Below are 25546 nucleotides of genomic sequence, written 5' to 3' on the forward strand. Positions count from 1 at the left end.
TGGGCCAGTAGGGGAGTTGTTCCCCTCGCAGAGGTTGTCGCGCGAGAACCCTCATATGTGACAGATCAGGTCATGCGCGCTGAGCCTTTTCCAGAATGACCTGAGCCGTAGCTTTTGCGCGCTTGGCGGCCTGGTCGGAACGTTCGTAGAGCTCTGTCACGGAGGCGCCGTCCATGAGAAGGAGCAGCTGTTTGGCCAGATCAACATCATCGGGGTAGCCGGTCTCAATGAGGAGCATGCGCAGGTAATCGGCAACTGCGTCCTTGTGCTGACGGGCCATCGCACGGATTTGGCTGCCGGGTTCGGCGACTTCGGCGATGGCGTTGATGAAGGCGCAGCCCCTGAAATCGGACGTCTCGGCGTATTCGATCAGTGCATCGAAGGCCGCGAGTGGAGTCGCGCCCAAAGCGTCAGTACGTTCAGTCAGCCAGGTGCGGTACGCCTGGTCGTAGGCGTCCAACATAGTCACCACGAGGTCGTCCTTGCTGGAGAAGTGCCGGTAGAACGACGCTCGTCCCACACCGGAGAGCGAGAGCAGCCGTTCCAGACCCACGGCATGGATGCCTTCGGCATAGAAGAGCTTCTCCGCAGCATCAATAAGGCGCTGGCGGGCGTTTGTAGGCATAGTTCTGGACACCTCGGCTTCGACGTCTTGACACTAATGGAACCGATCGGTACCGTCTTAAAACGGAACTGATCATTACCATTTTAGGTCGTGCGGACGGTCGTGTCGACAGGTCTGCGCGCGAAAGGTGTAGAGCGCATGGGGAATTCGTCGCAAACTCAGGAAATTCGGCAGATGGCTACTGGCGGAATGGCGCGGGTGGCAATTCTCGCCATAGGAGTATTCGCCGTTGGTACCGGTGAGTTCGTGTTAGCAGGGTTGCTGCCGATGCTGGTCGAAGATCTCGGGATTTCTGTAGCGCGCGCTGGACAGGTGGTCACCGTGTTCGCGCTGACGTGCGCGGTGAGCGCGCCGGTACTTACTGCGTTGACCGCGGCGTGGCGGAGACGGACGGTGCTGGTCGTGGCCACGGTGATTTATCTGTGTGGAGCAGTCGGAACTGCGTTGGCGGGTTCATACGCTCAGATCGTCGTGGCTCAGATCATTGCCGCCGCCGGGGTCGGGTTGTTTATCCCGAACGCCGCGGCAACTGCAGCAACGTTGGTCGCCCCACAACTGCAGGGCCGAGCGATTGCGCTTGTTGTCACCGGATTCACCGCTGCTGTCGCCTTCGGTGCACCGCTAGGTACGGCCCTTGGGGGACTGTTGGACTGGCGTGTGACGATGTGGTTCGCTGCTTCCTTAGCGATTCTGGGACTGGCGGGTGTCTGGCGGTTCATTCCCAAGGACATTCAGCTACCTTCGGCAGGCGGTCTTCGGGCGAGACTGCGACCGCTGGGAGACCGCCGCGTGGTGATGCTTCTGATCACTACACTGGTGGCCTTTACCGCAGTGTTTGTCCCCTACACCTACATTGGTGTCATCTACGCTCCGGCTACCCGCGGGGATGGTGTGGCATTGGCGGCACTGATGCTCACTGGCGGCATCGCTGGTGCAGTGGGCAATCTCGCCGCCGGATATCTCACCGATCGTTTCGGTGGGGCTCGGGTTGTCGCGCTAGCGCTCATCTGGTTGGGTGTGGGTCTGCTTCTCGTGCCGCTGGTCACCGACAACTTCGGTGCCGCGCTAGCGGTTGTCGGGTTCTATGCGATGGGAGCCTTTGCGATCACTACTCCTCAACAGCACAGGCTTCTTAGTATCCGACCGGACACTGCCCCGGTCGTGATCTCCTTGAATCAAAGCGTGTTGTACCTGGCCATCGCGATGTCCGGCCTTGTCGGCGCGTTCGGCATCGAACTGCTCGGCAACCAGTACGTCAGCCTTCTGGCCGCTACTTTTGCATTGCTCGCCCTAGGGTTCTCCTACAGTGCTCAGCGCCTGACTCGAGCTAGCGCTGAAGGGAGCCCATCTCAATAAGGGCTTCCTTCCGCTACGCGGTGTCAGTCTCCGGGCGGTGGGGGAACGCCTCCTGGAATAATGCACTCCCGGTGGAGGCGGCGTCGAGAAAACCATAGGTGTCCATGTGCATGAACTCACTGGCAGCCTCAGCCAGTGCCTGGTAGGCGGCAAATGCGAAGCTTCCTCCCACTGACACGCGCCCTACCCCGATCTCAGTAAGTTCTGAAAGTTTTGGCACCCCGGGTCGAACAAGCACGTTGACCGGTGTCTCCACGACACTCACAACAGTGGCAATCTGCTCCGTTGTGGAGAGGCCCGGGGCATAGACCACATCGGCGCCGGCCCGTCCACAAGCGCTCAGGCGCGCAACGGTGTCATCAAAATCATCGACTCCGTGTAAGTGGTTTTCTGCACGTAGGGTGACAACAAGTTGTGAGTCTGCGGCCTCCACTGCGGCATGTCCCCGCTCGACTGCGAGTTCCTTCTCGTAGAGGTGATGGCCGCTCCAGTCTTCGATAGACACGCCCGCCAGTCCAGTAGAGAGGGCCATGCGCACAGTCTCAGCGACATCCTCAGGGGTGTGTGAGAAGCCGTTTTCCAGGTCGACGGAAACAGGCACTTCAAGGGTGGCCCACAAGAGCCTTTGGTGCCATGACGGTCGAATACCGGATAGAGCAGGCCGTCGACTCTCGGTGCCAGTTGAGCGTGGTGCTGTGGATGCCACGGCTCAGAGGTCCCATGGACAGTGTCCGCAGCTGCATGTCCTCAGCGCATCGGAGAGAGGCGAAGGTGCTGGCCATGTATCGTCGTGAGGAGCTCCTCTCGCTCTGGCCTGACGAACTTGGCCACGAGCTCGCCACGCTCAACGACTCCGTCAAGGGCGCTGTGGTCGCGTTCACGGCGGCGCATTTCGGGAGGTCAATGCTGAGACTCTTGCGAGGACACGGTTTGCGCTGATCGAGATTCCCTACGCTGCCGTTCGGCACCTCCTCAGTGTGGAAAGCACGCCACCACGGCTGGAACACACAGTGATCGCGGCGTCATTGGCGGCGCTGAACCCTCAATAGCCGGCGAGATGATCAGCACAGCGTTTGCTCACCGGATCGGGAGTCGAATGTCGCCACCAGTGACGGCATTGAGATCCACTTGTGGCTCGTTCAGGGCGGAGGAACAGGCACAGTCATTCTGGGACATGGAATAGAAGCTGCAGGGGGTGGGACTCGCTAGTGGGGGTCGGTGGTGGCTCGGATGTGAGCCCGTTGCCCCTGCCGTCCGACAAGGCTGAGGTATTCGACTGGTCCTGCACTGGTGGCCCCGAACCAATGTGGGGTGCGGGTATCGAACTCTACGGCTTCCCCGGCTTGCAGCAGGAGATCCTGGTCGCCGAGCACGAGCCGGAGTGTGCCATTGAGAACATAGGCCCAGTCGTATCCTTCATGGGTTCGCAGGTCAGGAGTAGTGTCGTCATGGCCGGTGGGGACGACGAACTTGTAGGCCTGTATTCCGCCGGGACGGCGAGTGAGAGGAATGATGGCCGACCCGTCCGTACAAGACATCGGACGCAGGTCAATGCGAGGGTCTGCGGTCCGCGGAGCGTCGACGAGGGAGTCGATCGTTACCCCGTAGTAGCGCGCCAGGGGGAGGAGTTGTTCCAGCGTTGGGCGGCGCAGCCCGGCTTCGAGTCGGGACAGGGTGCTGGTTGAGATTCCCGTCTCTTCGGCGAGGCTGGTGAGTGTGACATCTCTGCGTAGACGCAAATGCTTCAGCCTGGGGCCGACAGTATCGAGGGTCTGATCTGAGGATTCATTCATGTCGCCAATTTTGCCATTTGGCAAGAATGTTTGCCAGGGGACGGAGCTGGGGTCATTCTATTGGTGATATGACGAACCTAAGGAGACAGCGTGACCCAATTCGACAAAAACTACTGGGAAGACCATTGGACGCCGGGCCCGAAACCTGGACCTGATGCTCGAACTCTCCCGGTCAATCCGTATCTCCAGTCCGAAACAGCAGCTCTGCAACCCAGCACTGCCCTCGACGCCGGCTGCGGAGCGGGGACCGAAGCGCTCTGGCTGGCGGAGCAAGGATGGCGCGTCACCGCCGCCGACATTTCAGCGACTGCGCTCGCGAGAGCCCGGGGTCGCGCAACCGGCAGCGACGCCGAAGACCGCATCGAGTGGGTGGAGGCTGACCTGTCCCGATGGAAACCGGCACGTACATGGGATCTTGTGGTCACACACTACGCGCATTCAGATCTGGGCCAGCTCGACTTCTACCAACGTATCGCGGCTTGGGTCAGCCCGGGCGGCACGCTGCTCATCGTGGGACACCTCCATGGCCCGGGGCATCATGGGCATCACCATCCGGAAGATGCCACAGCAACGCTGAACGGGATCACCGACTTGTTCACCAACACGGGATGGACCATCGAAGCCGCCTACGAGAACACCCGCACAGTTGACCTATACGGCGACTCGGTGCAGCTGCGTGACGTGATCGTGCGCGCACGCCGTCTTCTCTGATCGCACTTTGCCTCTGTGCATCGAGGCCTGCCCTCGATGCTTCTTCCTTCTGTCCGCCCGCACGGCCGGGCAGAAAACACTCTGAAAGGAACTACCGTGACCATGCCCTTATCAACTCAGCCCGGCGCCGAAGGGAACACGCCGGTCATCGATGATCCACAGCGACGCCGTGCCATTCTGTGGGCCGTCTGCATCGCCTTAATGGCCGTGGTCGCCTCCGTCTCTGGACTCAACGTCGCCCAGCCTCAGCTCTCACTCACCTTTGACGCCTCGCAGGGGCAGGTGCTTTGGGTCATCAACACCTACACTCTCACCCTGGCCGCCCTGCTCCTGCCGCTTGGGGCGATGGGCGACCGTCTGGGGCGCAAGCCGGTTTTGGTGGCGGGGCTCATGATCTTCAGCCTCGCGAATCTCACAGCAGCAGTTGCCCCTGCTATGGAGATCATGATCGCGGCTCGTCTGCTCAGCGGTGTCGGTGCGGCGATGATCATGCCCGTGACCTTGTCGGTGATCACCTCTTCGTTCCCGGACAAAGAGCGCTCCAAGGCGATCGGGATGTGGACTGCGGTCGCCGGTGGCGGCGGCATCCTCGGCATGTACCTCTCTGCCCTACTGGTGGATCTCGCATCCTGGCGATGGCTGTTCGCGCTTCCTATCGTGCTCACCGTCGTCTCGCTGATGATCGGTCTCCGAGCGGTGCCAAACTCCCGTGAGATGCCACCAGGGCGATTCGATGCTCTCGGGGCGGTGGCCTCGATTGTGGCGGCGGTCGGATTCACCTTCTCCCTGCATGAGGCGCCTTCTCTGGGTTGGAGCGACCCGCTCGTGCTGGTCCCACTTCTCACGGCTGTCACTGCCACTGTTGTGTTCGTGGTCTGGGAGTTGCGCACTCCGTTCCCGTTGCTGGATATCAGATACTTCCGTACCCGGGGACTGTCCTCCGGCACCACGCTCCTGCTCGTTCTGTTTGGTGTGCTGGGCGGCGTCTCGCTGGTGCTGTACCCCTTCTTCCAAGTCGTTCTTGGATGGAGCGGTCTGCTCGCGACTCTCGGAATGATGCCAATGGCGCTGCTCATGATGTTGGCCTCCGGCCTGGCGCCACGGCTCGCTGCACGCATCGGCTCCCGCGCAACCATGGTCGGCGGTCTGAGTGTCGCCACCACGGGGCTCGCACTCATGGCAGGGCTCGTTTCGACCTCCGGCGGATACCTCAGCGTACTGCCCGGGCTGATCGTTATGGGCCTTGGTGCAGGGCTCGCTATGACACCCTCGACTGAAGCCATCACCTCCTCGCTCCCACGCGAGGCGCAGGGCGTTGCCTCCGCGCTCAACGACCTCACCCGCGAACTAGGCGCAGCGCTGGGCATCGCGCTTCTCGGAGGCCTGCTCGTGGCTGGCTACCAGGCTGACATTGCCGAACGTCTGGTTGGTGTGCCGGAGGAGCTTGCAGAGATGGCCAGTGAAGGTGTCGCCAATGCGGCTGCAGCCTCCCAGGGCGCGGGTGAGCATACAAAGCAGATTCTCATTGCCGGGCAGGAGGCATTCATCGTCGGCTGGCAGCAGGCCATGTGGGTCGGCGTTGCCGTCATGACGGTACTCGTCCTCTTCACTCTTCTGCGCGGCCCCAAGCGCGTTCCGGCCGTTCTGATAACGGATGAGGCCGTCGCCGATGAGAGCGGGAAGACCGCCGCGGCTGTCCCACACGATGTGTGAGACCAGCGCCAGCGTTCAAGCACTGATCCTTCACATCTGAGGTGAGTCCCACACCACTATGTGGTCCGGTGTCAGGTTGGGCGCAGCATCCTGCGTTCGGCGCGCTGCAGGTTGCGACGGAGTTCCTCGCGTGTTTGACCCTCGAAGGACGCCTGCCACATGGGTGTGCCGGGGGTGCTTCGCCAGGATTCACGCAACGGGCTGTTGTCGACCGTGTCGAACCCGAGCCGGTCGTAGAAGTCCGTGACGAGTTCGACCGCCTCGGGATAGTCGCTCGAGACGGCTAGGGCAGAGCGATCCGGGGCGCCGGCTGGACGGGCGAGTCGCATCAGCGCTGGAACCTCGTCACCTGGCACCCGCACTTCCGGACGGCCGTGGAACTGGATGTGGCTGAACGCCTTTGCGAGTTTTGCGCCTGGCAGTTGCTCCTGCCGGAGCTCGTGCACCGTTGTGACGCCGGCATCGACATCAGGGAAGTGGCCGTCCCGCCAGACCATGTAATTGTTGTTGTCGAGGACTACCTTGCCGGCCAACTCCGCGACTGGCAAAGCGTGCCCAGGCGCGTAAGGGAAGGCGACTACCGCGAAGTCGGCCGCCGCAGCGGCGTCTGCCGCCCAGGTAGCGCGGGCGCGCGGACCCAGGGCCCGCACCAGAACGTCGAGCGTCTCCGGTGACCGGGAGTTCGCGATGAGGACGTCATATTCTGCGGCAATGGCCGCACGGGCAAGGGTGCTGCCGGCTTGGCCGGCGCCTAGAATTCCGATGATAGTCACGGGTCTCTCATTCTCGTAGTGTTGCGTGGAACTGGGTCTTACCAAGGGAGCGGACCGAATTCGTCTTGAAGCGTCCCGGACGGAGCGTCCGCTCCCAGGGTCGCCATGCGGGCGACGACTTGAGCGCTCTCCGCTGCCGGTCGACCGATACCAAGACCGGCGGTGAGGTCCGTGGCTGTGACGCCAGGCTCCAGGGCGTTGAACCTGATGTCAGGATGGGCCTTGGCGTACTGAAGCGTGAGCATCGTCGCCGCGGCCTTCGACGCCGAGTAGAGCGGCGCGCCCAGTCCGTACTCCGGCCGCTGCGGGGTGGTCACTGCCCAGAAAGAGCCAGCACTGCTGGAGATAGTGAGCACGCTAGGATGGGTCGACTTCCGCAACAGCGGAAGAGCCTGTTCGGTGACACGTACGAATCCTACGGCGTTGGTATCGAACGCGCGCAGGGCTGCTGGTCCGCTCAATTCAGTCTCGAGGATGCCCGCGTTGTGCACCAGCGTGTCCAGCCTACCCTCTGCTTGGTCCACGGCGGCAAGTGCTGCGGTCACCGAGGCATCGTCGGTCACGTCGAGCTGCACGAACCGTCCGCCGATTGCGGCTGCAGCTGCCTCGCCACGTTCTGCGCTGCGCGCACCGATGTAGACGACGTTGCCCTGGGCTACGAGCTGCTTGGCAGTTTCGAACCCGATGCCTTTGTTGGCTCCGGTGATGAGTGTGACTGTCATAGATTTCCTTCCGAAATGTTTCGCGGGAGTGCGATGTTGAAGACGGTATGTTCGAAAACACCCCGCAACCAGCGCCCCCGTCATCCAGGGGTTTGTCAGAGCCCCCTCTCCATAAGACCGCATCGTTGTCTGCGTCTTACGCAGATATCGCGCGAGAGCGGGCCAACGCTCTCGGCACTTACCTGCAGGCCCGACGCGCGCGGGTGAGCCCTCAGCAGGCAGGCCTGCCAGCCAGGGGCCGACGGCGCGTGCCCGGGCTGAGGCGGGAGGAAGTTGCCATGCTCGCTAACATCAGTCTCGACTACTACCTTCGCCTCGAAAGAGGCAGGGACCGAAACCCTTCCCAGGAGGTATTGGAGTCGATCGCTCGTGTTCTTCTGCTCGACGAGGAGCACCTGGCTCATCTACGATCCCTCACAGGGCAAGAGCCTCGCTCCCGTCCACGGCCGCCACGCAACGAGGCCCCACCGGCGGGCACCCTCTCCCTCCTGGAGGCTCTACCGCAACCGGCCTTCATTGAGGACCGCTCATTTGACATCGTGGCCTCCAACGCGAAGGCCCGAGCGCTGTCGCCCAGGCTCGCCGAAGGTAGAAATCAGTTGGAAGACATATTCCTGGACCCTCACGAGGTGCCGCTTTACCCTGACTGGGACGTCGTGACCGGATGCCTGGTCGCAGGTGTCCGGCAGGCTGCAGCCCACGCGCTCGACGAGCCCCGCCTTGGGGAACTCATTGCCGAGCTGATCCGCAAGAGCCCCCGGTTCCGGGAATTGTGGGGCCAGCACGACGTTCGAAGCCAGCGTGGTGCCGCACTGCGGATCGATCATCCTCAAGTGGGGGAGATGACGCTTCATCGTGAGCGGTTGGCCGTAACTGGCACCGAGGGTCTGACGCTCGTGGTCCTCCACGCAGATCCCAGTTCCGACGATGCCGACAAACTCGCCCGGCTTGACTCGGCGCTCGTCCGGACGGCATAGGGGTCCCTGCAATGTGCCCTTTCCTCCGGGGACCTAGTGGGCCACGCGCCCCTCTCGTTCGGCCTCGCGAGTCTGCGCGCCGTCCGCAAGCTGCGTATGGGCGACTGTGGCTTCCTCCTCAGTAAAGAGGCTCGTGGGGGCCGCGTTTTCCACGCCCATACTTCTCGGCAAGCTCGGCCCCATGAGCTGACCACCCAGGATCAGCTCAAGGGCGCGGGCGCGACCAACCACGGAGACCATGTATTGCGTTCCGCCACCGCCGGGCATGACGTCCATCATGGCCGCCGCAGATGATCGAGCAATCATCGGCACGAGCGGAGTCTCGGCGGGCGAGCCTTTTCACTTTGTCCACGTGCGTCGCCGCTGCGCTCGAGTGTCTAGCGGTCGCGATCGGAGCCTGGCTAGAGGGTGAAGGTCGACCTGGGCTCCTTGACATTGTCGATGAATCGTTCGCCGCACCCAGACCCGAGCACAGAGGTACAAAAAAACCCTCACCGCAAGCTTTAGGACGTGACTGATTCGGCGATTTACCTACGCGTTTCGCATTCGCCGACGTCACTTGTCGGGCCTTTATGGGAAGGTAGAACACACCGAGTCAGCCCAGGTCAGGGGCACACAGTCCACCCGGTATTAACGAGGCGAGTGTTTGCGCAGCTTCTTCCTCCGTACAATTTCCGCGCACCGTCGCGGCCGACAGCGCCTCGCCAGCGCCCACCAGTCCGACACAGTACCGCTCCAGTTCGTCCGAAGATAGGCGACTGTGCGGTCCCAGGGCTGAAACGAACAACTGGACGTATCCGTCAAGTAGCTCTTGTAAAACCGCATCTTTGTCCGGGCTGCCCGCCAACGCAGCGCCGACTGCTTGCCATTCGCCGCCGGTATCGGAGGCGCATTGAATGTATGCCGCAGCCAAAACCTCGACTGCGTCTGTCAGGGTGCGTTTACCAGCCAGTTCTTTCCGGAGCCGAGTGGTCTGCTCAATGTCGATGGATTTGAAAAGCTCGACCAGCAATCCCGATCGGGTACCAAAGTGATCGTAGGCGATCGGTTTCGAAACCCCAGCCCTGGCAGCGAGATGCCCCAGCGTCAGTTGATCTGCGCCTTCCTCTCGGACAATCAGAAGTGCAGTATCCAGGAGCTGCTGTCGACGCGCTGCTTTTGGGAGTCTGCGTGATGCAGCCGCGGAGTCTGCAGTCTTGGATTCGTTCTTCATACATGCCGCCCGTCGCCGAACTTACCATTGGTAGATCACTCTACATGTCTCACTGTGGGTTCCCTGGTGGCGCTCCTCTGATCAATTGCTGGCCAGCGGCAGGCAGGCCCTGATGACTCGTGTCGGAGTCTTGGAATCAATGGGACCCTCAGCCCGCTGTACTTTCTACTATTAGTAACCTACTATTAGTAACTATCATCGCAGGACACGAAAATGTCACACATAACGTGAAACCTCAGCACGACCCGATGAGTTCGCCGCCACAAGAGACGTCATTCGCCGTGACACGGCATGGCGAGTCCTGGCACGGACCCTTAATTGAGTCTCGGCTGTTCGCCACCGGCTATGGACTGCAAGTGGTGTCGAGTACGCACCCTGCTGGATAGAGTTCCACGCACATCAATAGAAGGAAAAACCAATGACACCAGAATCACTCACAAGTCTCGAAGTGCGACTGCGGTCGCGACCCAACGGCGATCCCGTTGTGGCGAACTTTGAATTCGCCGAGGTTGATCTGCCATCGCTCTCGCCGGGGCAAATACTCGTGCGAAACACGTGGATGTCTGTTGACCCGTATATGCGGGGGCGGATGGATGACGTTGAGTCCTACATACCTCCCTTCGCGTTGGGCAAGCCCCTGGAAGGGAGCGCACTCGGAGAGGTCATAGCTTCTGAGGCTCCTTCATTTCCTGTCGGGACGACTGTGAATCACTTCGCTGGCTGGCGAACACATGCCGTACTCGATGCCGCAGAAGTCACGTCAGTCGATACCGCCCTGGCATCTCCTGAGGACCATCTGGGCGTTTTGGGCACCACGGGCCTGACTGCCTATGCATCCCTCACCGAGATAGCCCCGGTGCGCGCTGGAGACATCGTGTTCATCTCCGCGGCAGCCGGAGCCGTCGGCAGTGTTGCGGGCCAACTCGCCTCCCTGCTCGGTGCCACGCGCGTGATCGGCTCTGCGGGAGGAACTGAGAAGGCGCGTCGAGTGGTAGAAGATTTTGGCTTTGATGCAGCGATCGACTACAAGGCAGGAAGTGTCGCAGAGCAACTCGCTGAGGCGGCACCGGATGGGATTGACGTTTACCTAGACATGGTCGGAGCCGAACATCTTGAGGCCGCGATAGGTGCCATGCGAACGGGGGGACGCATCGCGCTGGTAGGTGCGATCAGCGGCTACAACGCGATCGACGCCCCTAAGGGGCCGTCCAACTTATACAATGCCATCGCCAAACGATTGACGTTGCGAGGCATGATCGTCACTGACCACTTGCACCGCTTCTCCGAATACGTTCCGAAAGCCGCGGCTTGGGTAGCCGATGGCTCCCTGCGCACTGAAACAACTGTCGTGAATGGGCTGGAAAACGCACCGGAGGCTTTCCTAAGCTTGTTCCGCGGCGCCAACACCGGCAAGTTGCTTGTCCGACTGCACTAAAGGTCGACGGGGCGAAGGTGCATGTCCCGGAGGCGTCGCGACTAGTTTTGGCAGCTCCAGGCTAAGCGTCGATGGATTTGTCGACATGCCCACTAGTTGTCCACTCCGGGACAAAGCCTTCCTTGGTTCCGCATAGGCACGCAATTTGGGCGCTGGGTGTCACTAGGATTTCACTTCTATTCTGAGGTGGGCTCGGCTGAATCAGCAGGTTGTGTTCCGCACGAGCACCGGCGCAGCTGGGAGAACGAGAGTCGATGCGACTCGCCCAGCTCGTTGGTCGGCCGTGAAGTTGTCCTGTAGGTCGCTCTCGCTTCGGCGAAGAACTGGGGAGAGCTTGACGAGTCGGCGGTACCTATCATCTCGACCTCCTCAACCGCCACCCGTCGGGGCCCTTACAGCCATGTAGTCCCTCGAAGTTGAAGATGCTTCGGCTGTCCTGGAAGCTCTACGGGAACTTTGGCGCGCAAACGAACAGGAGAACTGGGACGCGTGTGTGCAAACCACACTCCTTGAAGTCGCGGGAATGAAGGCCGAAGGCGTTGAGGCGCCGGACGCATCGACCTCATAGTGGGCGCATTCAACCCTCGCAAGGCTCCACGGGGCCACACTCGAGGATGTATCGAACTCAATGATGCAGGCGGGAATCCATGAGCTCCGCGGGCAAGGGCACATTTGTGGATCCGCTCGGCCTGGCGCGTCTTGTCAAAGCATTAGGAGGCTCGGAGAGTGGGAAGAGTCGGCAGAATGACGCCCCGCATCTTGCCGCGCAGAGCCCTCGATTCGGCAAAAGCTTGTCTTTGCGCGGGAGTCCCCCTTGGTGCCACTTGCAAGACCGGCCCCGCTTGACAAGATGTATGTAGTGAGTGTTCACTATCAAGTATGAGTTCACCTCGCCAACCCCGTGTCAGCATCGAAGAGCGCCGCGAGCAAATCCTTGACGCAGCGTTGATCGAGTTCGGGCACAAAGGCCTGCATGGGGGCTCAACTGTCCATCTCGCGAAGGCGATCGGCATCTCGCATCCGAACCTCTTCCGCGTCTTTTCCACTAAGAAGGGTCTATTCATGGCGGTTTTGCAGCGCGCATTCGAGACCATCGAGCGCGAGATGATCGTCCCGGGGGAGCGGGCGGAGAATCATCACCTGTGGACTATGGCCCACGGGTGGAGCCGGCTCATGGAGAACCGGGAGCTGATGCTCATTTTGCTGCAGGGTTTCGCCGCCAGTGCGGACCCGGAGATCAGCGACCTGATGCGCAGCTGGACCGGCGACGTCTTCGAACGAAGTGAAGGACTTCCCGGTGTCACCACTGATGAGGCCCACTTCTTCTTCGCCAGCGGCATGCTCTACTTGGCTGCCGCCGCGATGGACCTACCGGCCCATCTCGACGCTGAACCCTGGGCTGAACGTTTCATGAGCTCTGGGGGAATGCCGCCCACCGCGTAAAGGTCTTCCTCGCTCTGCTTTGAGCCCGAACTCACCCAGCCCAGGGATTTCCCCACGCTGATGCGAAGCTCGCCACCGCCGAACTAACAACGTCCAATTTAATCCAAAGATAGTGATCACTCACTTTCATCCTGAAAGGCGCACCTCATGAACGACTCTGCTGTTGTAGCAGACGCTCCTGCCCGCACTGGTCTACGCATACCCCGCATGGCCGCCCTGGCCCTGCTGTCCACCGCCATGTTCGTCGTGGTGCTAGATACCTCGATGGTCAATTTGGCCGGGTTTGCGATCCGGGATGGCCTCAACCTCTCCGCAACCGAACTCACAGTGGTGGTCGATGCCTACCTGATTGCCTTCGCCGGGCTCCTGCTGTTGGGCGGCCGACTAGCCGATGTCTTCGGCGGACGCCGCATCTTCCTGATTGGCATGGCCATCTACGTGGCCGCCTCGGCCTTTTGTGCCGTGGCGGTGAACGCTCCTATGCTCATTGTCGGGCGTGTGGGCCAAGGCATCGGCGCCGCCGTTGTCATTCCAGCCGCACTGGCACTGGTTCTCGCGCTGTATCGCACCCGGACCGAACGAACCAAAGCGCTGGGTATCTGGGGTGCGGTCACCGGCCTAGGCAGCCTGACCGGGGTTTTCCTGGGCGGTACCATCACCGAGGTCTTCGGCTGGCCGGCCGTCTTCTGGGCGCCAGTGCCGGTGGGCGTCGTCGTCGGTTTCCTGATCTGGCGCACTCTGCCGCGGTTCCCCGGCACGCCTGGTCGTTTCGACGGCGTGGGGGCGGCCACCATCACGCTCAGTATCGCCGCCCTGGCCCTGGGCTTCGTCTCCGCGGCCGAGTCCGGCTGGGTGGCACCGGCTAGCTGGCTCGGACTCCTCATCGGTGTGATCAGCCTCGGCGCATTCATCAGAGTCGAAGCGCGCTCCAGTCATCCGCTGGTGCCACTGAGCGTGTTCACGCGAATTCCAGTGGTCGTGGCCAGTGTGATGGTGCTGGCCATCGGCGCCACCATGACCAGCATGTTCTTCTTCCTGCCGCTGTATCAGCAGGAGGTACTGGGGATGGATGGCATCACCACCGGTCTGACCCAGATTCCCCTCGCGGTGATGACTATCGCATCCTCGGCACTGGCTCCCGTGGTCGCTCAACGGATGGGGATTCGGCCAGCCATCCGTTTGGCGCTAGTTCTGATGATCGCTGGGCTCATGTGGCTCACCCTAAACCCCGAAACCGACGGGTTCTCACTCCACCTTCTGGGCGCTTTCCTGCTGCTGGGCTCTGGCATAGGCATGGGCATGGTCAACACCATAGCCATGGCTGTTCGGGACTCGGACGATGACGAGTCGGGCCTGCTCAGCGGACTGGTCAACGCGGCACAGGCACTCGGTGGTGCGCTAGGGCTCGCAGCACTGGCTGGGATCGCCATTGCCGCGGCCGGTAGCCACACCGAAATGTCGTTCACGGCAGCATTCCTGGGCGGCGCCGCACTAGTACTGATCGCTTTGACGGTCTCCCTAATCCCCCTTAGCCGAAACCAGCGCTGAGGGTTCCACCCTGTTCAAATGAACAACCCCCGGAAGTACACACCCTGAAAGGAACACACCATGATCTACCACTGCATTCGATTCTCCGTGAAGCCCGACGCTGACCCGCAGGAGGTCGCCACCGCGCTGGGGCGTATGGCTGAGGCCACCAGCCAGATCACTACAGCCACCCCCTTGGTCTTTGGCCCGGACATCGGCGGAGAATACGACTACGCTGGGATCTCCACAGTGGAGACCCTCGAGGAATACGAAACCATGATGAATCACCCGGCCCACCTAGAGGTAGACCGAATTGGCCTTCCTCTTGTGGACAAGTTCGTTTCCTACGACGTCACTGATGACCCGGACCCGGCGGTCGCTGCTAAGATCGCGGCAATCCACCAGCGTCGGTATGAGAACGAGCCGGATATCGCTGACCTGGTTGGCGGACTTGAAGACTACACTGGCAGCGCCGCACCAGCTGGCGCTGAGCCTACCTCCTAAGCAAGGACACTCTCATGGAGATTCCCACTCAGGCTGACGTTATCGTCATTGGCAGCGGCTTCGGCGGCGCCGTGGCTGCCGCTCGGCTGGCTCAAGCCGGTTTCTCTGTGATCGTGCTGGAACGCGGTCGGCGGTGGGCGCTTGGAGAGTTCCCCCGCCGGCCCGTTTTGGAGGACGGCTGGCTGTGGGACGTGGACCGGGGCCTGTACGACATCCGTTGGTTGGGCACCATGGCCGCGGTCCAGGGTGCCGGGTGGGGTGGAGGATCACTGGTGTATGCCAATGTCTTCTCACGACCCTTTGAGGGCGCGATGGATCAACGCTGGCCGGCGCATCTTCGACGCGAGGAACTGGATCGCTATTATGACCTGGCCGCTCACATGATGGGCCTCAGTCCGGCCGGAGACGATCCGGCCACGGGGTCCTCGCCAGCCCGCACCACGGCGATTGAGAATATGGTCCGCAACATGGCCATACCTGATTCCACCGTGAGGCCGAACTTGGCGGTGACGTTCGGAGACCCGGAGACATGGCGGGAGAACATGCACGGCGTACCCCGACGCGGCTGCGCGTATGTGGGGGAGTGCATCATCGGGTGCAACCACGGTGCGAAGAACACCCTAGATGCGACCTACTTGGCCGTGGCGGAGGCCCACGGTGCCTTCAGTCTCACCGATGCAGAGGCGACTCGCATCGAACCTGACTCCGATGAGGATGACCCCACGTATACGGTGACTGTGACGACCCCCTCAGACCCTCGAGCCCCGGTGCGCAGGTTCACGGCTTCCCAGGTGGTGCTAGCCGCCGGTGCGGTGGCAACCAACGAGCTGTTGCTACGCTCTCGAGACCGTCACGCCACCCTCCCCGGTCTCTCCCCCCAGTTGGGCCGTGGGTTCTCCGGAAACGGGGATTTTGTGACGCTGACTCAGCTGCGCGGCGAAGGTGCAAATATGAGCACTGGGCCCACTATCACGACATCGACCGTGCTTTCGGTGCCCGAGGGTCGCAGCACCGTGTGGTACCAGGTTCAGGATGGTGCAATTCCCCCGCCGCTTCAGGCGCTCTATGACACGCTTGCCCCAGCGCGAAATGCCCGCCAGCGATGGCAGCGCCTGCGCAAAACGCATCCCAACCGGACCTTTGCCTTACTAGCGATGGGCCAGGATTCGGCCCGTGGCACTCTGCGCCTGGATGCCAAAGGTCAGGCGGTACTGACCTGGGCCAATAGGTGGCAGCGACACCTCTACAGGTCCCAACGCCGGGTAGGTCCGCTGGTCGCCAAACTGCTGGGCGCCCGCCAGTACAATCCGATTACCTGGTCGCTCCTGCGCCGCACGACCACCGTGCACCCGCTGGGTGGGGTGCGCCCTGGCCCAGAAGCTGCCTCCGGAGTGGTTGATTCCGCCGGTGAGGTGTACGGCTATCCAGGGTTGTGGGTCATGGATGGCTCGGTCTTGCCCGCCGCAACTGGCGTGAACCCTTCCGCCACAATTCTGGCCTCCACCGAACGCTCAGTGGAGGCGATGATTCGCCGCAGTGGCCATTCGAACTGGCGCGCCCCGGAGTGGGAAGACGTCCGGCCTATGGAGGCGCCGGAGGACGCGGCTTTTCAAGCCGCAGCCGAACAGCAGCGCGCCACAGAGGGCAATGGCGTGACCTTCTGCGAGCGCATGGGCACGTACAGCACCAGCTACCGAAGCGCGGACCGTGGAGATCGTCCGCGGCAACTGAGTATGACGTTGGCCGCGGAGGTCTCCAGCCTGACTGCTTTCTTTGCCAACCCCGTCCACCCTGTCACGATACAGGGGACCATCGATGTCGAGGGCGTCGCCCGCCGCGCCAGCATCGCCGGCATATTGAGCCTCTTCCCGGAGGGCTCAGCCGAGGCCATGCGCTACGATCTCAAGTTCGACGACGACCGCGGCGTTCCTTGGCATCTCACCGGGGTCAAGAGGGTTGAGTCGCGCCGGCCGGATGCCCTGCTGCGCGGGTTGACGACCTTGCAGACACGTATCTCACCGGTGAACAAGGGCAGTTCAGAGGCGCCGGACCCGTCTGCGCCATCGCTGGGTACGAATAGGCCAGATTATTCGGAGCACGACGAAGAGGCCGAGCAACTGGTTCTGCGGATCAGCACGATGGATCTGGCTCGGTTGGGAGCCTCGTTGCGCGGCCTGGGGTTCACGCAGCTAAGACGAATACGAGCAGTTGGACGGTTCGCCGACTTCTTCGCCCGCTCCGCGTTACGAACCCCGGCCCCAAGCCGTATCAGACCACAAACGAGTGAAAATCCGCGGTCCCTGGCTTAGCGGTCTTTCGAGCTCAGTTTCCACCGGTGAACTCCAGGTAGCCTCGAAGGAGACGTGCTTGCGAGATACCTGTGGCGCCGCCCTGCAGCCCGAAGGTGTGGCATAGGCGTGGCTGGGGGCAGTCTGGCAGGTGGATCACAGTTACTCATGCCGCGTAATGAAGACCTGCAACCAGGGGACCGTCAGCTGGCCAATTGACAGCTAGCAGCACGATTACTTGGGACTCAATGCCCTCAAGAGTCGGAGACAAACATCCGGTGATCAGACCCGCCCCCGCGCTAGTGCATATGCACACCTGGCACGCCGGCCACCCACGTGCGTGCCGCGGATGCAGCCATGGTCACGATCCGCGAACGATCGACGACGTGGTGAAGATGTCCACCGAGGGTGAGGGTCGCGACACCGTGTGCGATCGACCATAGTTCGGCAGCGCGCTCGGCCACCTCCGCCTGGGCCACATACGGTGCAAGCGCCTCTTCGAGTTGTGTTTGGATTCCGCTTGTTTGTTCCAGCAGGCTGGGATGCCGGGCCTTGTCGATCCCTGCTGCGAACATCACGTCGAACCGTGCGGGGTCTTCTTGCGCGAACGCTAAGTAGGCCGTACAGATCCGCTCCGCGCGAGATGTAAGCGTCTCCCCTAAATCGAGCGTTGCGAAACGAAGCTCCATCTGGCCGAATGCGTGCTGAGCGGCGGCTGCGAGCAGCGCTTCGCGGTCAGCAAAGTGCCGATAAGGCGCCGAGATGGAGACCCCGGCGCGGCGGGCCGCTTCGGAAACACTGAAGCCGCGTGTGCCCTGCTCGCGGACCAGCTCCAGGGTGGCGCTTAAGAGCGCGTTCCTGAGGTCGCCGTGGTGGTACTTGTCTCGTTGAATCATAAATTCTCTCTATGTTGGAGCCTCTCACATTTTAGGCTATTCTCAATGTAAGGACCTATTACATATCTAATGAGAGACGAACAGCGAAGGAAAGTGAGAGCGATGCAATACGCAGAAACCACGGTTTTGGTGACGGGGGCGAGTTCGGGAATCGGAGCTGAGTTCGCCCGGCAGGTGGCTCATCGTGGGGCAGAGGTGGTGTTGGTAGGGCGGAGAGAAGACGCGCTACAAGAGCTGGCAGCAGAGATCACCTCCCGAACGGGGCGACAAACATACGTGGTGGCATCCGACCTCGGCGATGAAAACAGCGGAGCGTTGCTCAAAAAGCGGCTGGATGGGTTTGGCCTCAGTATCGATACGGTGATCAATTGCGCAGGGGCAGGATTGACTAAGCCGTTCATGGACTCCACCCCTCAAGAGATTCGCGCCCAGATTCAACTCAACAATGTGGCCCTAGTGGACATCTGTCATGCGTTCCTGCCGGAGTTGGTAGCCTCCGGCCGTGGAGCGCTAGTGAACATCGGGAGCCTGACTGGCTACATGCCGGTAGCGGGTATGGCTGTTTATTCTGCGGCGAAAGCTTTCACGATCCGGTTCACCGCGGCTATCGCGCACGAGCTGCGTTCCGCAGGATTAACGGTGATGGCAGTTTCTCCCGGTCCGACCCGCACCGAGTTCTTCGCGCGCAGCGGCACTAGTTCACAGCGGACCCACTTCCAGACTCCTGATCAGGTCGTTACCACTGCCCTGAGAGCCCTAGATAAGCGACGCCCACCAGTCAGCATCGTCTCCGGTCGTGCTAATCAATTCATCCGATTGCTGGTGTCATTGCTGCCGACGCGGGCGACACTTAAACTTGCGGAGGCCCGACCGGCAGTGTGAACCTGTACGAGTCTCGCCCCCGCCTTGGCGAAAAACGTAGGGACGCGTTACGGATTCGTGAGGTTACGGCGGCGTTTTCGTCGGCCCGGGGTCCCCGGAAGCTGTGTGCTCAAGGATTCGCGCGATTGTGCAGGACCGCGGCGAGCTAGGTGACTGAGCCCACGTGTCGGAGTTCGGCGGCGCCTACTAGGACCATCTCAAGGGCACCGCGTCTGTGGCCACCGGGGCTGGCCACTGGATCTTTTGGAGACCGCGCAGGACCACATCGCCCACGCGATTTTGCACGGCGTAGATGGCGCGCTGCTTCGGGTTTCCAACCAGGCCTTCCGCGAATAGTCACCGTGACGAGACGACCCGAAACGGGGCGGGCCGAATCGGAAGAGTCGCTGGTGTGAACAAACGATGCTCTGGCGCCCCAGGCAGTGTCTGGTGTCCACGGAGTCGAACCCAAGGCAGTCGTAGAAGTCCGTGACGAGGTCGACTGCCTCAGGGTAATTGCTGGAGACGACGAGAGCAGATCGATCAGGCGCACAGGTAGACCGGACAAGCGCCGGGCAGGTACTTCTGCCGAGGCTCGTGCACTGTCTTTATTCCGGCATCGACTGCGGGGTAATGCCATCACGCCGGACCATGTAGTTGTTGCTATCGGGGAGACGGCCTCGAGCCCCATCACGCGGTGAGAGGAGGCGTGGTGTGTTGCGGCTCACGGGGACGGCGACGATGGTGAAGATGAGTGCCAGGGCGGCCACTGCGACGATTGCGAGGCGCAGCCCGGCGAGGTTAGCCAGCAGCCCTACGTAGGCCGGACCAAGGAGGAATCCGAGGTAGGCGGAGGTGGTGATCACCGAGGTGGCTCCTCCTCGTTGCACAGGCTCGACGTGACGCAGACTGTGACTGAGCAGGGTGGGAAATAAGACAGCTGTTCCAGCCGCCGCGATCGCCAGTCCAAGGAGACCCGCGGGAGCGTTGGGTGCAGCAGCGAGAATGATGCTGCCCACAGTCGCGACGGCTCCACCGGTGACTAGGAGAGCGATCGGATGGCTGCGAGACAGTGGGGCAAGCGCGAACCTGGCCAGCGTGGCGGCGGTCGCGAAGCTTGCTGGTGCTAGTGCGGCGAGTTGTGGGGAGGCCTCGAAGTTGTCGGTCATGAACACCGCACCCCAGCTTTGGTGGGCGTTCTCTGTGGCATACGCCAGTGCCCCGACCGCCCCCAGCAGCAGCAACGCACACACGCTGGTCGTACCACGCATTAGAGGCGCCGCTGCGGAGCGCACAGGAGCGTCCGAGTGCGAAGAATGTTCTCGTCCAGGGGCTTTGAGCCAGACGACCGCCGCCAGAACCAGCATCACAAATGCGACAACGGTGAATGTAACCGTCAAGCCGAGATTCAGTGTCAGAAGTGCGCCGGCCCCCAGGCTGGAGACGACGACGGCTAAGGAGAACATACCGTGGGAGCGGGTGAGTACAGCCCGGGAGGTCTGATTTTCGGCCTGGCCGGCGAGGGTGTTGATCGCAACGTCTGCGGTCCCCGATGCCGCCCCGACCAAGAGCATGCTCACCACGACAGAGATGAATCCCTGCGCTCCCACCGCGACTCCCACTCCAGTACCGCCCAAGAACCCCAGAAAAAGTGCTGCCGGCCGGGTGCCGAAACGATCCAGCAGCCGTCCGGTCAGGAACATGGCTGGCAGGGCACCGGCGCCCACGAACAACAGCGCGGTACCAAGTTGGCCATCGTTGAGGTCGGCCTGGGAGCGGATCGAGGGCAGGGCCGCACCCCAAGCGCCCCAGAACATACCGAATGCTGCAAACGCCGCATAGGAGACTCGTGATTGTGAGGATGAGGTGTGGGAGTCAACGTGTGTAACGTTACGCATATTTTTAACGTTACACATATACTTGTTGCATGTCATCTGCGAGCAAGCGACCCACTGTGAAGGATGTCGCCGCCGAAGCCGGCGTGGGAGTCATGACCGTGTCCTACACGTTCAACAAACCTGAGCGTGTAGCCAAGAGGACACGCGACCGCGTGCGCGCAGCGGCCGAAAAGTTGGGCTACCACCTTCCCGACAGCACCGCTCGAGCCCTGCGTTCAGGACGTACAGGGCAGCTCGGCGTCGTATTCGGCGAGCACCTCTCCTATGCCTTTGACGACCCCCAAGCCGCACTGTTCCTTGCGGGGGTCGCTGATGTCTGTGTTGAAGAGGATCTGGGTATGGTGCTGATCCCCACCCGCGGAGAAGTCACAGACGTTGAGCGCATCCTTGGTGCGGCAGTCGACGGGTACGTGTTGTGGACCACCACGGATGATGACCCTGTGCTCGACGCCGTCGTTCGCAGCGGCAGGCCCGCCGCCATCCAGGGGGGCCCCGACATCGAGGGGATTACCCGCATCGGCTCAGACGACCAGGCAGCAGCACGAGCTGTCGCTGCGGCTGCGCTACCTCGAGGTGATTTCCCCGTCATCCTAAGCCTGCCACTGGATCGACGACGGGAACCAGGTTTGACCCACGGCAGTGAGCTGCCTCAGAGTATCCCGTTCCCCGTTACCCGTCACCGGCTCGCAGGGTACCGTGCCAGCGTCACAGCCGCCGGCTACGACTGGCACCAGACCCTCATTGCAGTGACAGAACGCAACCATCGCGAGCACGGCGCAGCAGCAGTACGCGCACTTCTCCCGTCGATACCAGCAGAAGCTTCAGTGGTGGTGCTTGCCATGAGCGACGAACTCGCACTCGGCGCGCGCGATGCCCTCGGCGCCCAAGGAGACTACGTCACGGTGAGCGGGTGGGATGCCTCACCGGCAGCGCTAGCGGCAGGGATCATCACGGTGACTAACCCTCTGCGGGAGCAGGGACGGCTCTGCGCTCGCACCGCTCTCGACCCCTCTACAGCGCAACCCGAGATCGCCTGGAACATCATCGAGCCCCCACAGGAGAGAACCCGCAATGACTACACAACACCCATCGATTGATAAGCGACTGCCCTGGTCGGTAGGGCGGTGGACCAACCCTCCCATCTCTGCGGTGACCAACGAAGGAGGAGCTCTCATCGTCACCGCCGCGGAGTTCTCCGACGCATGGCGCACGACCTACTACGGGTTTACCCACGACTCCGAACACGCGCTGCTCGCAGCATTCCCGGTCGGTGCCGCCATCGAGGTGACCTTCACCGCCGAACTTCCCGAACAGTTCGACCAAGCCGGCATCTTTGTCAGTATCGATCACGAGCGTTGGATCAAGTCAGGCCTCGAACGTTCTGATGGACGTCTCCAACTTGGAGCGGTGGTGACGCGCGGGCACTCCGACTGGTCTGTCGCACCCGTTGATGATTGGGCCGGTCATCGAGTCACTATTCGGATCAGTCGTACCCGCGATGCGCTGATCATCCGCGCAGGCCTAGCTGGCCAGTCCAAACAGTTCGTCCGAGTGACCCCACTCGACCCTGAATGCCCGACCCAGGCAGGTCCCTACCTGTGCTCTCCCACCCGGAAAGGGCTCAGCGTCCGGTTCCATTCCTGGGACCTCACACCGGCCGACAACGCCCTCCACTAATCCAGAGCAGCCGATGGGTTGAGGGTGTTCTCGGCTATCGTGGGACGATGGTTTCCACCAACGACTACCAGGACCCGGCGACCATTCGCCGCCTGCTGACCACCAGAGGCCGCTGGGCAATCGTGGGCCTAAGCGCTAACACCCGCCGTCCAGCGCACGGCGTCTCCCTGATGATTCGCGACCGCCTCGGCATGGAGATCATTCCGGTGAATCTAGCCGGTCAAGGCGTGCACGGAGAAACCGGCTACCGAAAGCTGGATGAGATCGATGGAGAGCTGGACGTCGTCGACTGTTTCGTGAACTCGCAGAAGGTCGGGGCGGTGGTGGACCAGGCCATCGACGCCGGAGCCAAGGCTGTGTGGTTGCAAGTTGGAGTGGTAGATCATGAGGCGGCCGCCCGCGCCCGGGAGGCCGGGCTCGACGTGGTGATGGACACCTGTCCTGTCATTGAAGCCCCCAAATTTGGTTTGTGACCCGGTGGAGTCTCCGGCCACGACCGCCGCGTAAAGCTGTGGACGGGCTGCTCAATCGCCTCACCGAGCAACCTCATGATCCGTGCTCCCAAGCTGTGGAAGACCACGATTAAGCAGCAGAACCAACGCAACAGAAGCCCGACGACGGAACGACTTCTTGGCACTTCACACTGTGCACCTTGCTGGGTGGTTCTCAAACCCGCGCAAGCCCCTCATGACGCTGATTCGCAGGGTTCTGCGGGGATCGCGGCGCTCGGTGTCGCGTCCTGAGCGTCAGCCTATCGAGGATGTGCGCGGCCCGGTCGCGGAGAATTCGCCCCGTCCTCAAACCCGTTTGAGTGTCCCGAATCGGGCTGCGCTGGCCGAGGAGTACGCCAAGGGAGTGCCGGTTGATGAGCTGGTGCGGAGGTGGTTCGGCTGTACGAGAGGGCATGACGTTGGAATAGGTCGCGGCCGAGTTGGGGGCCGGCGATGAGACGGTGCATTTACCGGTCGCTGCATGTGGTGGGATCGTCCGCTCACGCGGTCGAGAGCGTGTCTCGGGCTCGTTTTCGGTGGGTGGTTCTTGTTCGTCGCGTAGGCCCGCACTGGTGCCCGAAGACTGTCGGAGGCGCCTAGGCGTTGGCGCTCAGGTACGAGGTCAGTGATGCCTCGATCGTCTTGAAGCGTTCTGCTCGGGACCCCACGTCGTCACGAAGAACGGCGATCTGTTCGAGGAGCTCCGGGCACGCTGCGTCGTCCTTCTCTCCCACGGTGCATGGCAGCACCTGCTGCACCAACGTGGTCGGCAGACCTATGTCGAGCAGTGACCGGATCGTCTCGACTATGGCCACCGCATTGGCCCCGTATTCCCGGTAACCGTTCGACTGGCGCTCCGAAGACAGCAGTCCCTGCTGCTCGTAGTATCGCAACGATCTAGGGCTAGCCCCGGTTCGAGCGCTCAGTTCACCGATGCGCATCGCTTATCCCTTCTTGACCTTGACACTGATGTCAAACTATACGCTTCGTGGCATGACGAATTCGACACGCATACGACTCACCGATCCCCTCGCCGCTGCACCGGACCTCACCGGGCGCCACGCAATCGTGACCGGCGGTACAAGCGGCCTCGGGCTGGCCACCACGCGTCTCCTCGCGCTCCGCGGTTCCACTGTCCTGATCGGTGCCCGCGACGTGGAGCGAGCTGAGGCTGTCCGCGTTCGCCTCCTTGAAGAGAATCGTCTACCCGCCGAGAGGATCACCGTTGCCGCCTTGGACCTCATCGACCCCGATTCTATTCACCAATTCGCCCTCGGGGCGGCAGATCGCCCCGTGGACCTCCTTGTGCTCAACGCGGGGATCAGCAGCGTTCCTCTCCGGCATGATCACGCGGGAACAGAGAGTCAGTTCGCCACCAACCACCTGGGCCATTTCGCTCTTACTGGACTCCTCCTTCCCGCCCTCACGCAGGGCACAGACGCCCGAGTCGTGACGGTGTCCTCTGCCCTCTATAAAGGGGCCACACTGGATCTTGAAGACCTGGCCAGCACTCACCGCTACTCACCCGGTCGGGCCTACAGCCGGTCTAAACTAGCCAACACAATTTTCGCGATCGAACTCAACCGTCGCCTCACTGCATCCGGAAGTCCCATCCGCAGCTTTGCCGCTCATCCCGGCATGGCACGCACACCCCTGCATGCGACCTACCCTTCAGCCGCCACCCGAATCCTGACCGGCGCCATCGCTCGCGCCATTGGCCGTGAGCCCGACCCCGCCAATATCGGCGTCCTGACCGCAGCCCTGCACCCGAAAGCTGACCCTCATCTGTTCTGGGGACCTGCCGGATCCAAGACGGCGCCCGATGCGCTCGGTGAACCGTTCAAGCCCATCGCTACCGACCTATCTACTGCGACGGCCCTCTGGAACACGTCCGAGCGGCTGACCGGCATCCGCTTCCTCAGTTGAGTTGACACGGACGCGCACCCTCCGTCTCAGTTCGCGATTTGCCGGGAAGGCGTGGCCATCATGCCACGGGGTGTAGCTTCACCGGCGAGATAGCTGTCGAGGGTTTTCCGGCGTTGTGCCAGGCGCCGTTCCTGCTGGGCGAGTTCGTCACGAACCTCACGGACACGAGCCAGAAGCGCTGAGCAGTCCGCCTCCGGGCCCGTGTCTCCGGCCAGCGGAAGGGTGTTCCGAATGACCTGCGAGGACAGGCCCGCGCTGAATAGGTCCTGGATGAACGCGACCCGCTCTATCGCGTTGGGCGCGTACTCCCGATAAGTATTGGCTCTGCGGTGGCTTCGCAGCAGGCCCTGATGCTCGTAGTAGCGCAGGGCGCGTGTGCTCACGCCGGTGGCTTCGCTGAGTTCCCCGATCCGCATCACGCTTCTCCGAACATCTCCGATGTTGACCTTGACACTGATTTCATAGTTTAGCGTTCTGGACATGACCTCCGCAGCGCACGTGAGCCGCACGACGGTCGTGATCGGTGCCACGGCCAGCATCGCAGCCAAGATCGCGGACCAACCCGTCAAGGCAGAGATCGAAGTGGAGATGCTGGTCAACAACACCGCCGCCCGCGAACTGGGCCCCCTCAGTCTGTTGCCGACTGAGATCGCCGCCCGTGCCGGGAAACAAATCATCGAACTCACAATTCTCCACCGCTGACCCGCGAGCCCCACC

Annotated in this window: 27 protein-coding genes; 16 read left to right on the top strand and 11 right to left on the bottom strand. The window is 62.0% G+C overall.

Features of this window, described 5'->3' with window-relative positions:
- Positions 1–70: 70 nt before the first annotated feature.
- Positions 71–625, bottom strand: coding sequence for a TetR/AcrR family transcriptional regulator (locus FH975_RS13540; protein WP_162321804.1), 555 nt, complete (start codon positions 623–625; stop codon positions 71–73).
- Positions 626–763: 138 nt separating this feature from the next.
- On the opposite strand from FH975_RS13540, the gene FH975_RS13545 reads away from it, so the two are divergent.
- Entirely contained in the window at positions 764–1981 is a 1218-nt protein-coding gene (locus FH975_RS13545; protein ID WP_202923261.1) for an MFS transporter, read from the top strand.
- 13 nt (positions 1982–1994) lie between these two features.
- On the opposite strand, the gene FH975_RS13550 is transcribed toward FH975_RS13545, so the two are convergent.
- Positions 1995–2687, bottom strand: coding sequence for an isocitrate lyase/phosphoenolpyruvate mutase family protein (locus tag FH975_RS13550; protein ID WP_162321805.1), 693 nt, complete (start codon positions 2685–2687; stop codon positions 1995–1997).
- On the opposite strand from FH975_RS13550, the gene FH975_RS13555 reads away from it, so the two are divergent.
- A complete protein-coding gene (locus FH975_RS13555) occupies positions 2615–2920 on the top strand; it encodes a hypothetical protein (RefSeq protein ID WP_162321772.1) in 306 nt (101 codons plus the stop codon). The two genes, FH975_RS13550 and FH975_RS13555, sit on opposite strands and share 73 nt — an antisense overlap.
- A 266-nt stretch (positions 2921–3186) precedes the next feature.
- On the opposite strand, the gene FH975_RS13560 is transcribed toward FH975_RS13555, so the two are convergent.
- A complete protein-coding gene (locus FH975_RS13560; RefSeq protein WP_162321806.1) occupies positions 3187–3774 on the bottom strand; it encodes a helix-turn-helix domain-containing protein in 588 nt (195 codons plus the stop codon).
- Between the two features lie 90 nt (positions 3775–3864).
- Between FH975_RS13560 and FH975_RS13565 the strand changes: the two genes are divergently transcribed.
- A complete protein-coding gene (locus FH975_RS13565) occupies positions 3865–4485 on the top strand; it encodes a methyltransferase domain-containing protein (RefSeq protein WP_162321807.1) in 621 nt (206 codons plus the stop codon).
- A gap of 102 nt (positions 4486–4587) precedes the next feature.
- On the top strand, positions 4588–6198 hold the full coding sequence (locus FH975_RS13570) for an MFS transporter (protein WP_162321808.1): 1611 nt from the start codon (positions 4588–4590) through the stop codon (positions 6196–6198).
- Between the two features lie 71 nt (positions 6199–6269).
- Here FH975_RS13570 and FH975_RS13575 read toward each other — a convergent pair whose 3' ends face one another.
- Positions 6270–6971: an NADPH-dependent F420 reductase gene (locus FH975_RS13575; RefSeq protein ID WP_162321809.1), complete on the bottom strand. Its 702-nt coding sequence runs from the start codon at positions 6969–6971 to the stop codon at positions 6270–6272.
- A 38-nt stretch (positions 6972–7009) separates the two neighbouring features.
- Positions 7010–7693 carry an SDR family NAD(P)-dependent oxidoreductase gene (locus tag FH975_RS13580; RefSeq protein WP_162321810.1) on the bottom strand — a complete coding sequence of 228 codons (684 nt, stop codon included), beginning with the start codon at positions 7691–7693 and terminating at the stop codon, positions 7010–7012.
- 125 nt (positions 7694–7818) lie between these two features.
- Here FH975_RS13580 and FH975_RS13585 point away from each other — a divergent pair, with 125 nt between their 5' ends.
- Entirely contained in the window at positions 7819–8670 is an 852-nt protein-coding gene (locus tag FH975_RS13585) for a helix-turn-helix domain-containing protein (protein ID WP_235928738.1), read from the top strand.
- Between the two features lie 33 nt (positions 8671–8703).
- Here the strand turns inward: FH975_RS13585 and FH975_RS16345 are convergent, their stop codons facing one another.
- Positions 8704–8976: a hypothetical protein gene (locus tag FH975_RS16345; protein ID WP_202923264.1), complete on the bottom strand. Its 273-nt coding sequence runs from the start codon at positions 8974–8976 to the stop codon at positions 8704–8706.
- A gap of 289 nt (positions 8977–9265) precedes the next feature.
- Complete coding sequence (locus tag FH975_RS13595; protein ID WP_162321812.1) at positions 9266–9883, bottom strand: TetR/AcrR family transcriptional regulator; 618 nt, start codon at positions 9881–9883, stop codon at positions 9266–9268.
- Between the two features lie 418 nt (positions 9884–10301).
- Here FH975_RS13595 and FH975_RS13600 point away from each other — a divergent pair, with 418 nt between their 5' ends.
- The 5 genes from FH975_RS13600 to FH975_RS13620 all read left to right on the top strand — a co-directional run bounded on the left by FH975_RS13600 (position 10302) and on the right by FH975_RS13620 (position 17101).
- Positions 10302–11318, top strand: coding sequence for an NADP-dependent oxidoreductase (locus tag FH975_RS13600; RefSeq protein WP_162321813.1), 1017 nt, complete (start codon positions 10302–10304; stop codon positions 11316–11318).
- A gap of 879 nt (positions 11319–12197) precedes the next feature.
- Positions 12198–12761, top strand: coding sequence for a TetR/AcrR family transcriptional regulator (locus FH975_RS13605; RefSeq protein WP_162321814.1), 564 nt, complete (start codon positions 12198–12200; stop codon positions 12759–12761).
- Positions 12762–12908: 147 nt separating this feature from the next.
- Positions 12909–14309: an MFS transporter gene (locus tag FH975_RS13610; RefSeq protein ID WP_202923265.1), complete on the top strand. Its 1401-nt coding sequence runs from the start codon at positions 12909–12911 to the stop codon at positions 14307–14309.
- 60 nt (positions 14310–14369) lie between these two features.
- Positions 14370–14792: a Dabb family protein gene (locus tag FH975_RS13615; protein ID WP_162321815.1), complete on the top strand. Its 423-nt coding sequence runs from the start codon at positions 14370–14372 to the stop codon at positions 14790–14792.
- A 14-nt stretch (positions 14793–14806) separates the two neighbouring features.
- Complete coding sequence (locus tag FH975_RS13620) at positions 14807–17101, top strand: GMC oxidoreductase (protein ID WP_162321816.1); 2295 nt, start codon at positions 14807–14809, stop codon at positions 17099–17101.
- Positions 17102–17379: 278 nt separating this feature from the next.
- Here the strand turns inward: FH975_RS13620 and FH975_RS13625 are convergent, their stop codons facing one another.
- The gene (locus tag FH975_RS13625) at positions 17380–17976 is read right to left on the bottom strand and encodes a TetR/AcrR family transcriptional regulator (protein WP_162321817.1); all 597 of its coding nucleotides are present in this window, start codon (positions 17974–17976) and stop codon (positions 17380–17382) included.
- A gap of 102 nt (positions 17977–18078) precedes the next feature.
- Here FH975_RS13625 and FH975_RS13630 point away from each other — a divergent pair, with 102 nt between their 5' ends.
- Positions 18079–18858, top strand: a complete 780-nt coding sequence (locus FH975_RS13630; RefSeq protein ID WP_162321818.1) for an SDR family NAD(P)-dependent oxidoreductase — start codon at positions 18079–18081, stop codon at positions 18856–18858.
- Positions 18859–19445: 587 nt separating this feature from the next.
- Here FH975_RS13630 and FH975_RS13635 read toward each other — a convergent pair.
- The gene (locus FH975_RS13635) at positions 19446–20735 is read right to left on the bottom strand and encodes an MFS transporter (RefSeq protein ID WP_162321819.1); all 1290 of its coding nucleotides are present in this window, start codon (positions 20733–20735) and stop codon (positions 19446–19448) included.
- A gap of 29 nt (positions 20736–20764) precedes the next feature.
- Between FH975_RS13635 and FH975_RS13640 the strand changes: the two genes are divergently transcribed.
- From FH975_RS13640 to FH975_RS13650, 3 genes are read left to right on the top strand one after another with little or no spacing between them, the layout of a single operon-like run.
- Positions 20765–21832, top strand: a complete 1068-nt coding sequence (locus tag FH975_RS13640; protein ID WP_162321820.1) for a LacI family DNA-binding transcriptional regulator — start codon at positions 20765–20767, stop codon at positions 21830–21832.
- Positions 21807–22412, top strand: coding sequence for a DUF1349 domain-containing protein (locus FH975_RS13645; RefSeq protein ID WP_202923266.1), 606 nt, complete (start codon positions 21807–21809; stop codon positions 22410–22412). Before FH975_RS13640 ends, FH975_RS13645 begins: the two co-directional genes overlap by 26 nt.
- 47 nt (positions 22413–22459) lie before the next feature.
- A complete protein-coding gene (locus FH975_RS13650) occupies positions 22460–22885 on the top strand; it encodes a CoA-binding protein (RefSeq protein WP_153078421.1) in 426 nt (141 codons plus the stop codon).
- Positions 22886–23499: 614 nt separating this feature from the next.
- On the opposite strand, the gene FH975_RS13655 is transcribed toward FH975_RS13650, so the two are convergent.
- The gene (locus FH975_RS13655; RefSeq protein ID WP_162321821.1) at positions 23500–23844 is read right to left on the bottom strand and encodes a MerR family transcriptional regulator; all 345 of its coding nucleotides are present in this window, start codon (positions 23842–23844) and stop codon (positions 23500–23502) included.
- Positions 23845–23896: 52 nt separating this feature from the next.
- Here FH975_RS13655 and FH975_RS13660 point away from each other — a divergent pair, with 52 nt between their 5' ends.
- Positions 23897–24829 carry an SDR family NAD(P)-dependent oxidoreductase gene (locus FH975_RS13660; protein ID WP_162321822.1) on the top strand — a complete coding sequence of 311 codons (933 nt, stop codon included), beginning with the start codon at positions 23897–23899 and terminating at the stop codon, positions 24827–24829.
- Between the two features lie 26 nt (positions 24830–24855).
- Here FH975_RS13660 and FH975_RS13665 read toward each other — a convergent pair whose 3' ends face one another.
- Entirely contained in the window at positions 24856–25311 is a 456-nt protein-coding gene (locus FH975_RS13665) for a MerR family transcriptional regulator (protein WP_235928739.1), read from the bottom strand.
- Between FH975_RS13665 and FH975_RS13670 the strand changes: the two genes are divergently transcribed.
- Positions 25310–25531: a hypothetical protein gene (locus tag FH975_RS13670; RefSeq protein ID WP_162321823.1), complete on the top strand. Its 222-nt coding sequence runs from the start codon at positions 25310–25312 to the stop codon at positions 25529–25531. The two genes, FH975_RS13665 and FH975_RS13670, sit on opposite strands and share 2 nt — an antisense overlap.
- Positions 25532–25546 lie beyond the last annotated feature (15 nt).

The sequence above is a fragment of the Nesterenkonia haasae genome (assembly GCF_010119385.1).
GTDB lineage: Bacteria > Actinomycetota > Actinomycetes > Actinomycetales > Micrococcaceae > Nesterenkonia > Nesterenkonia haasae.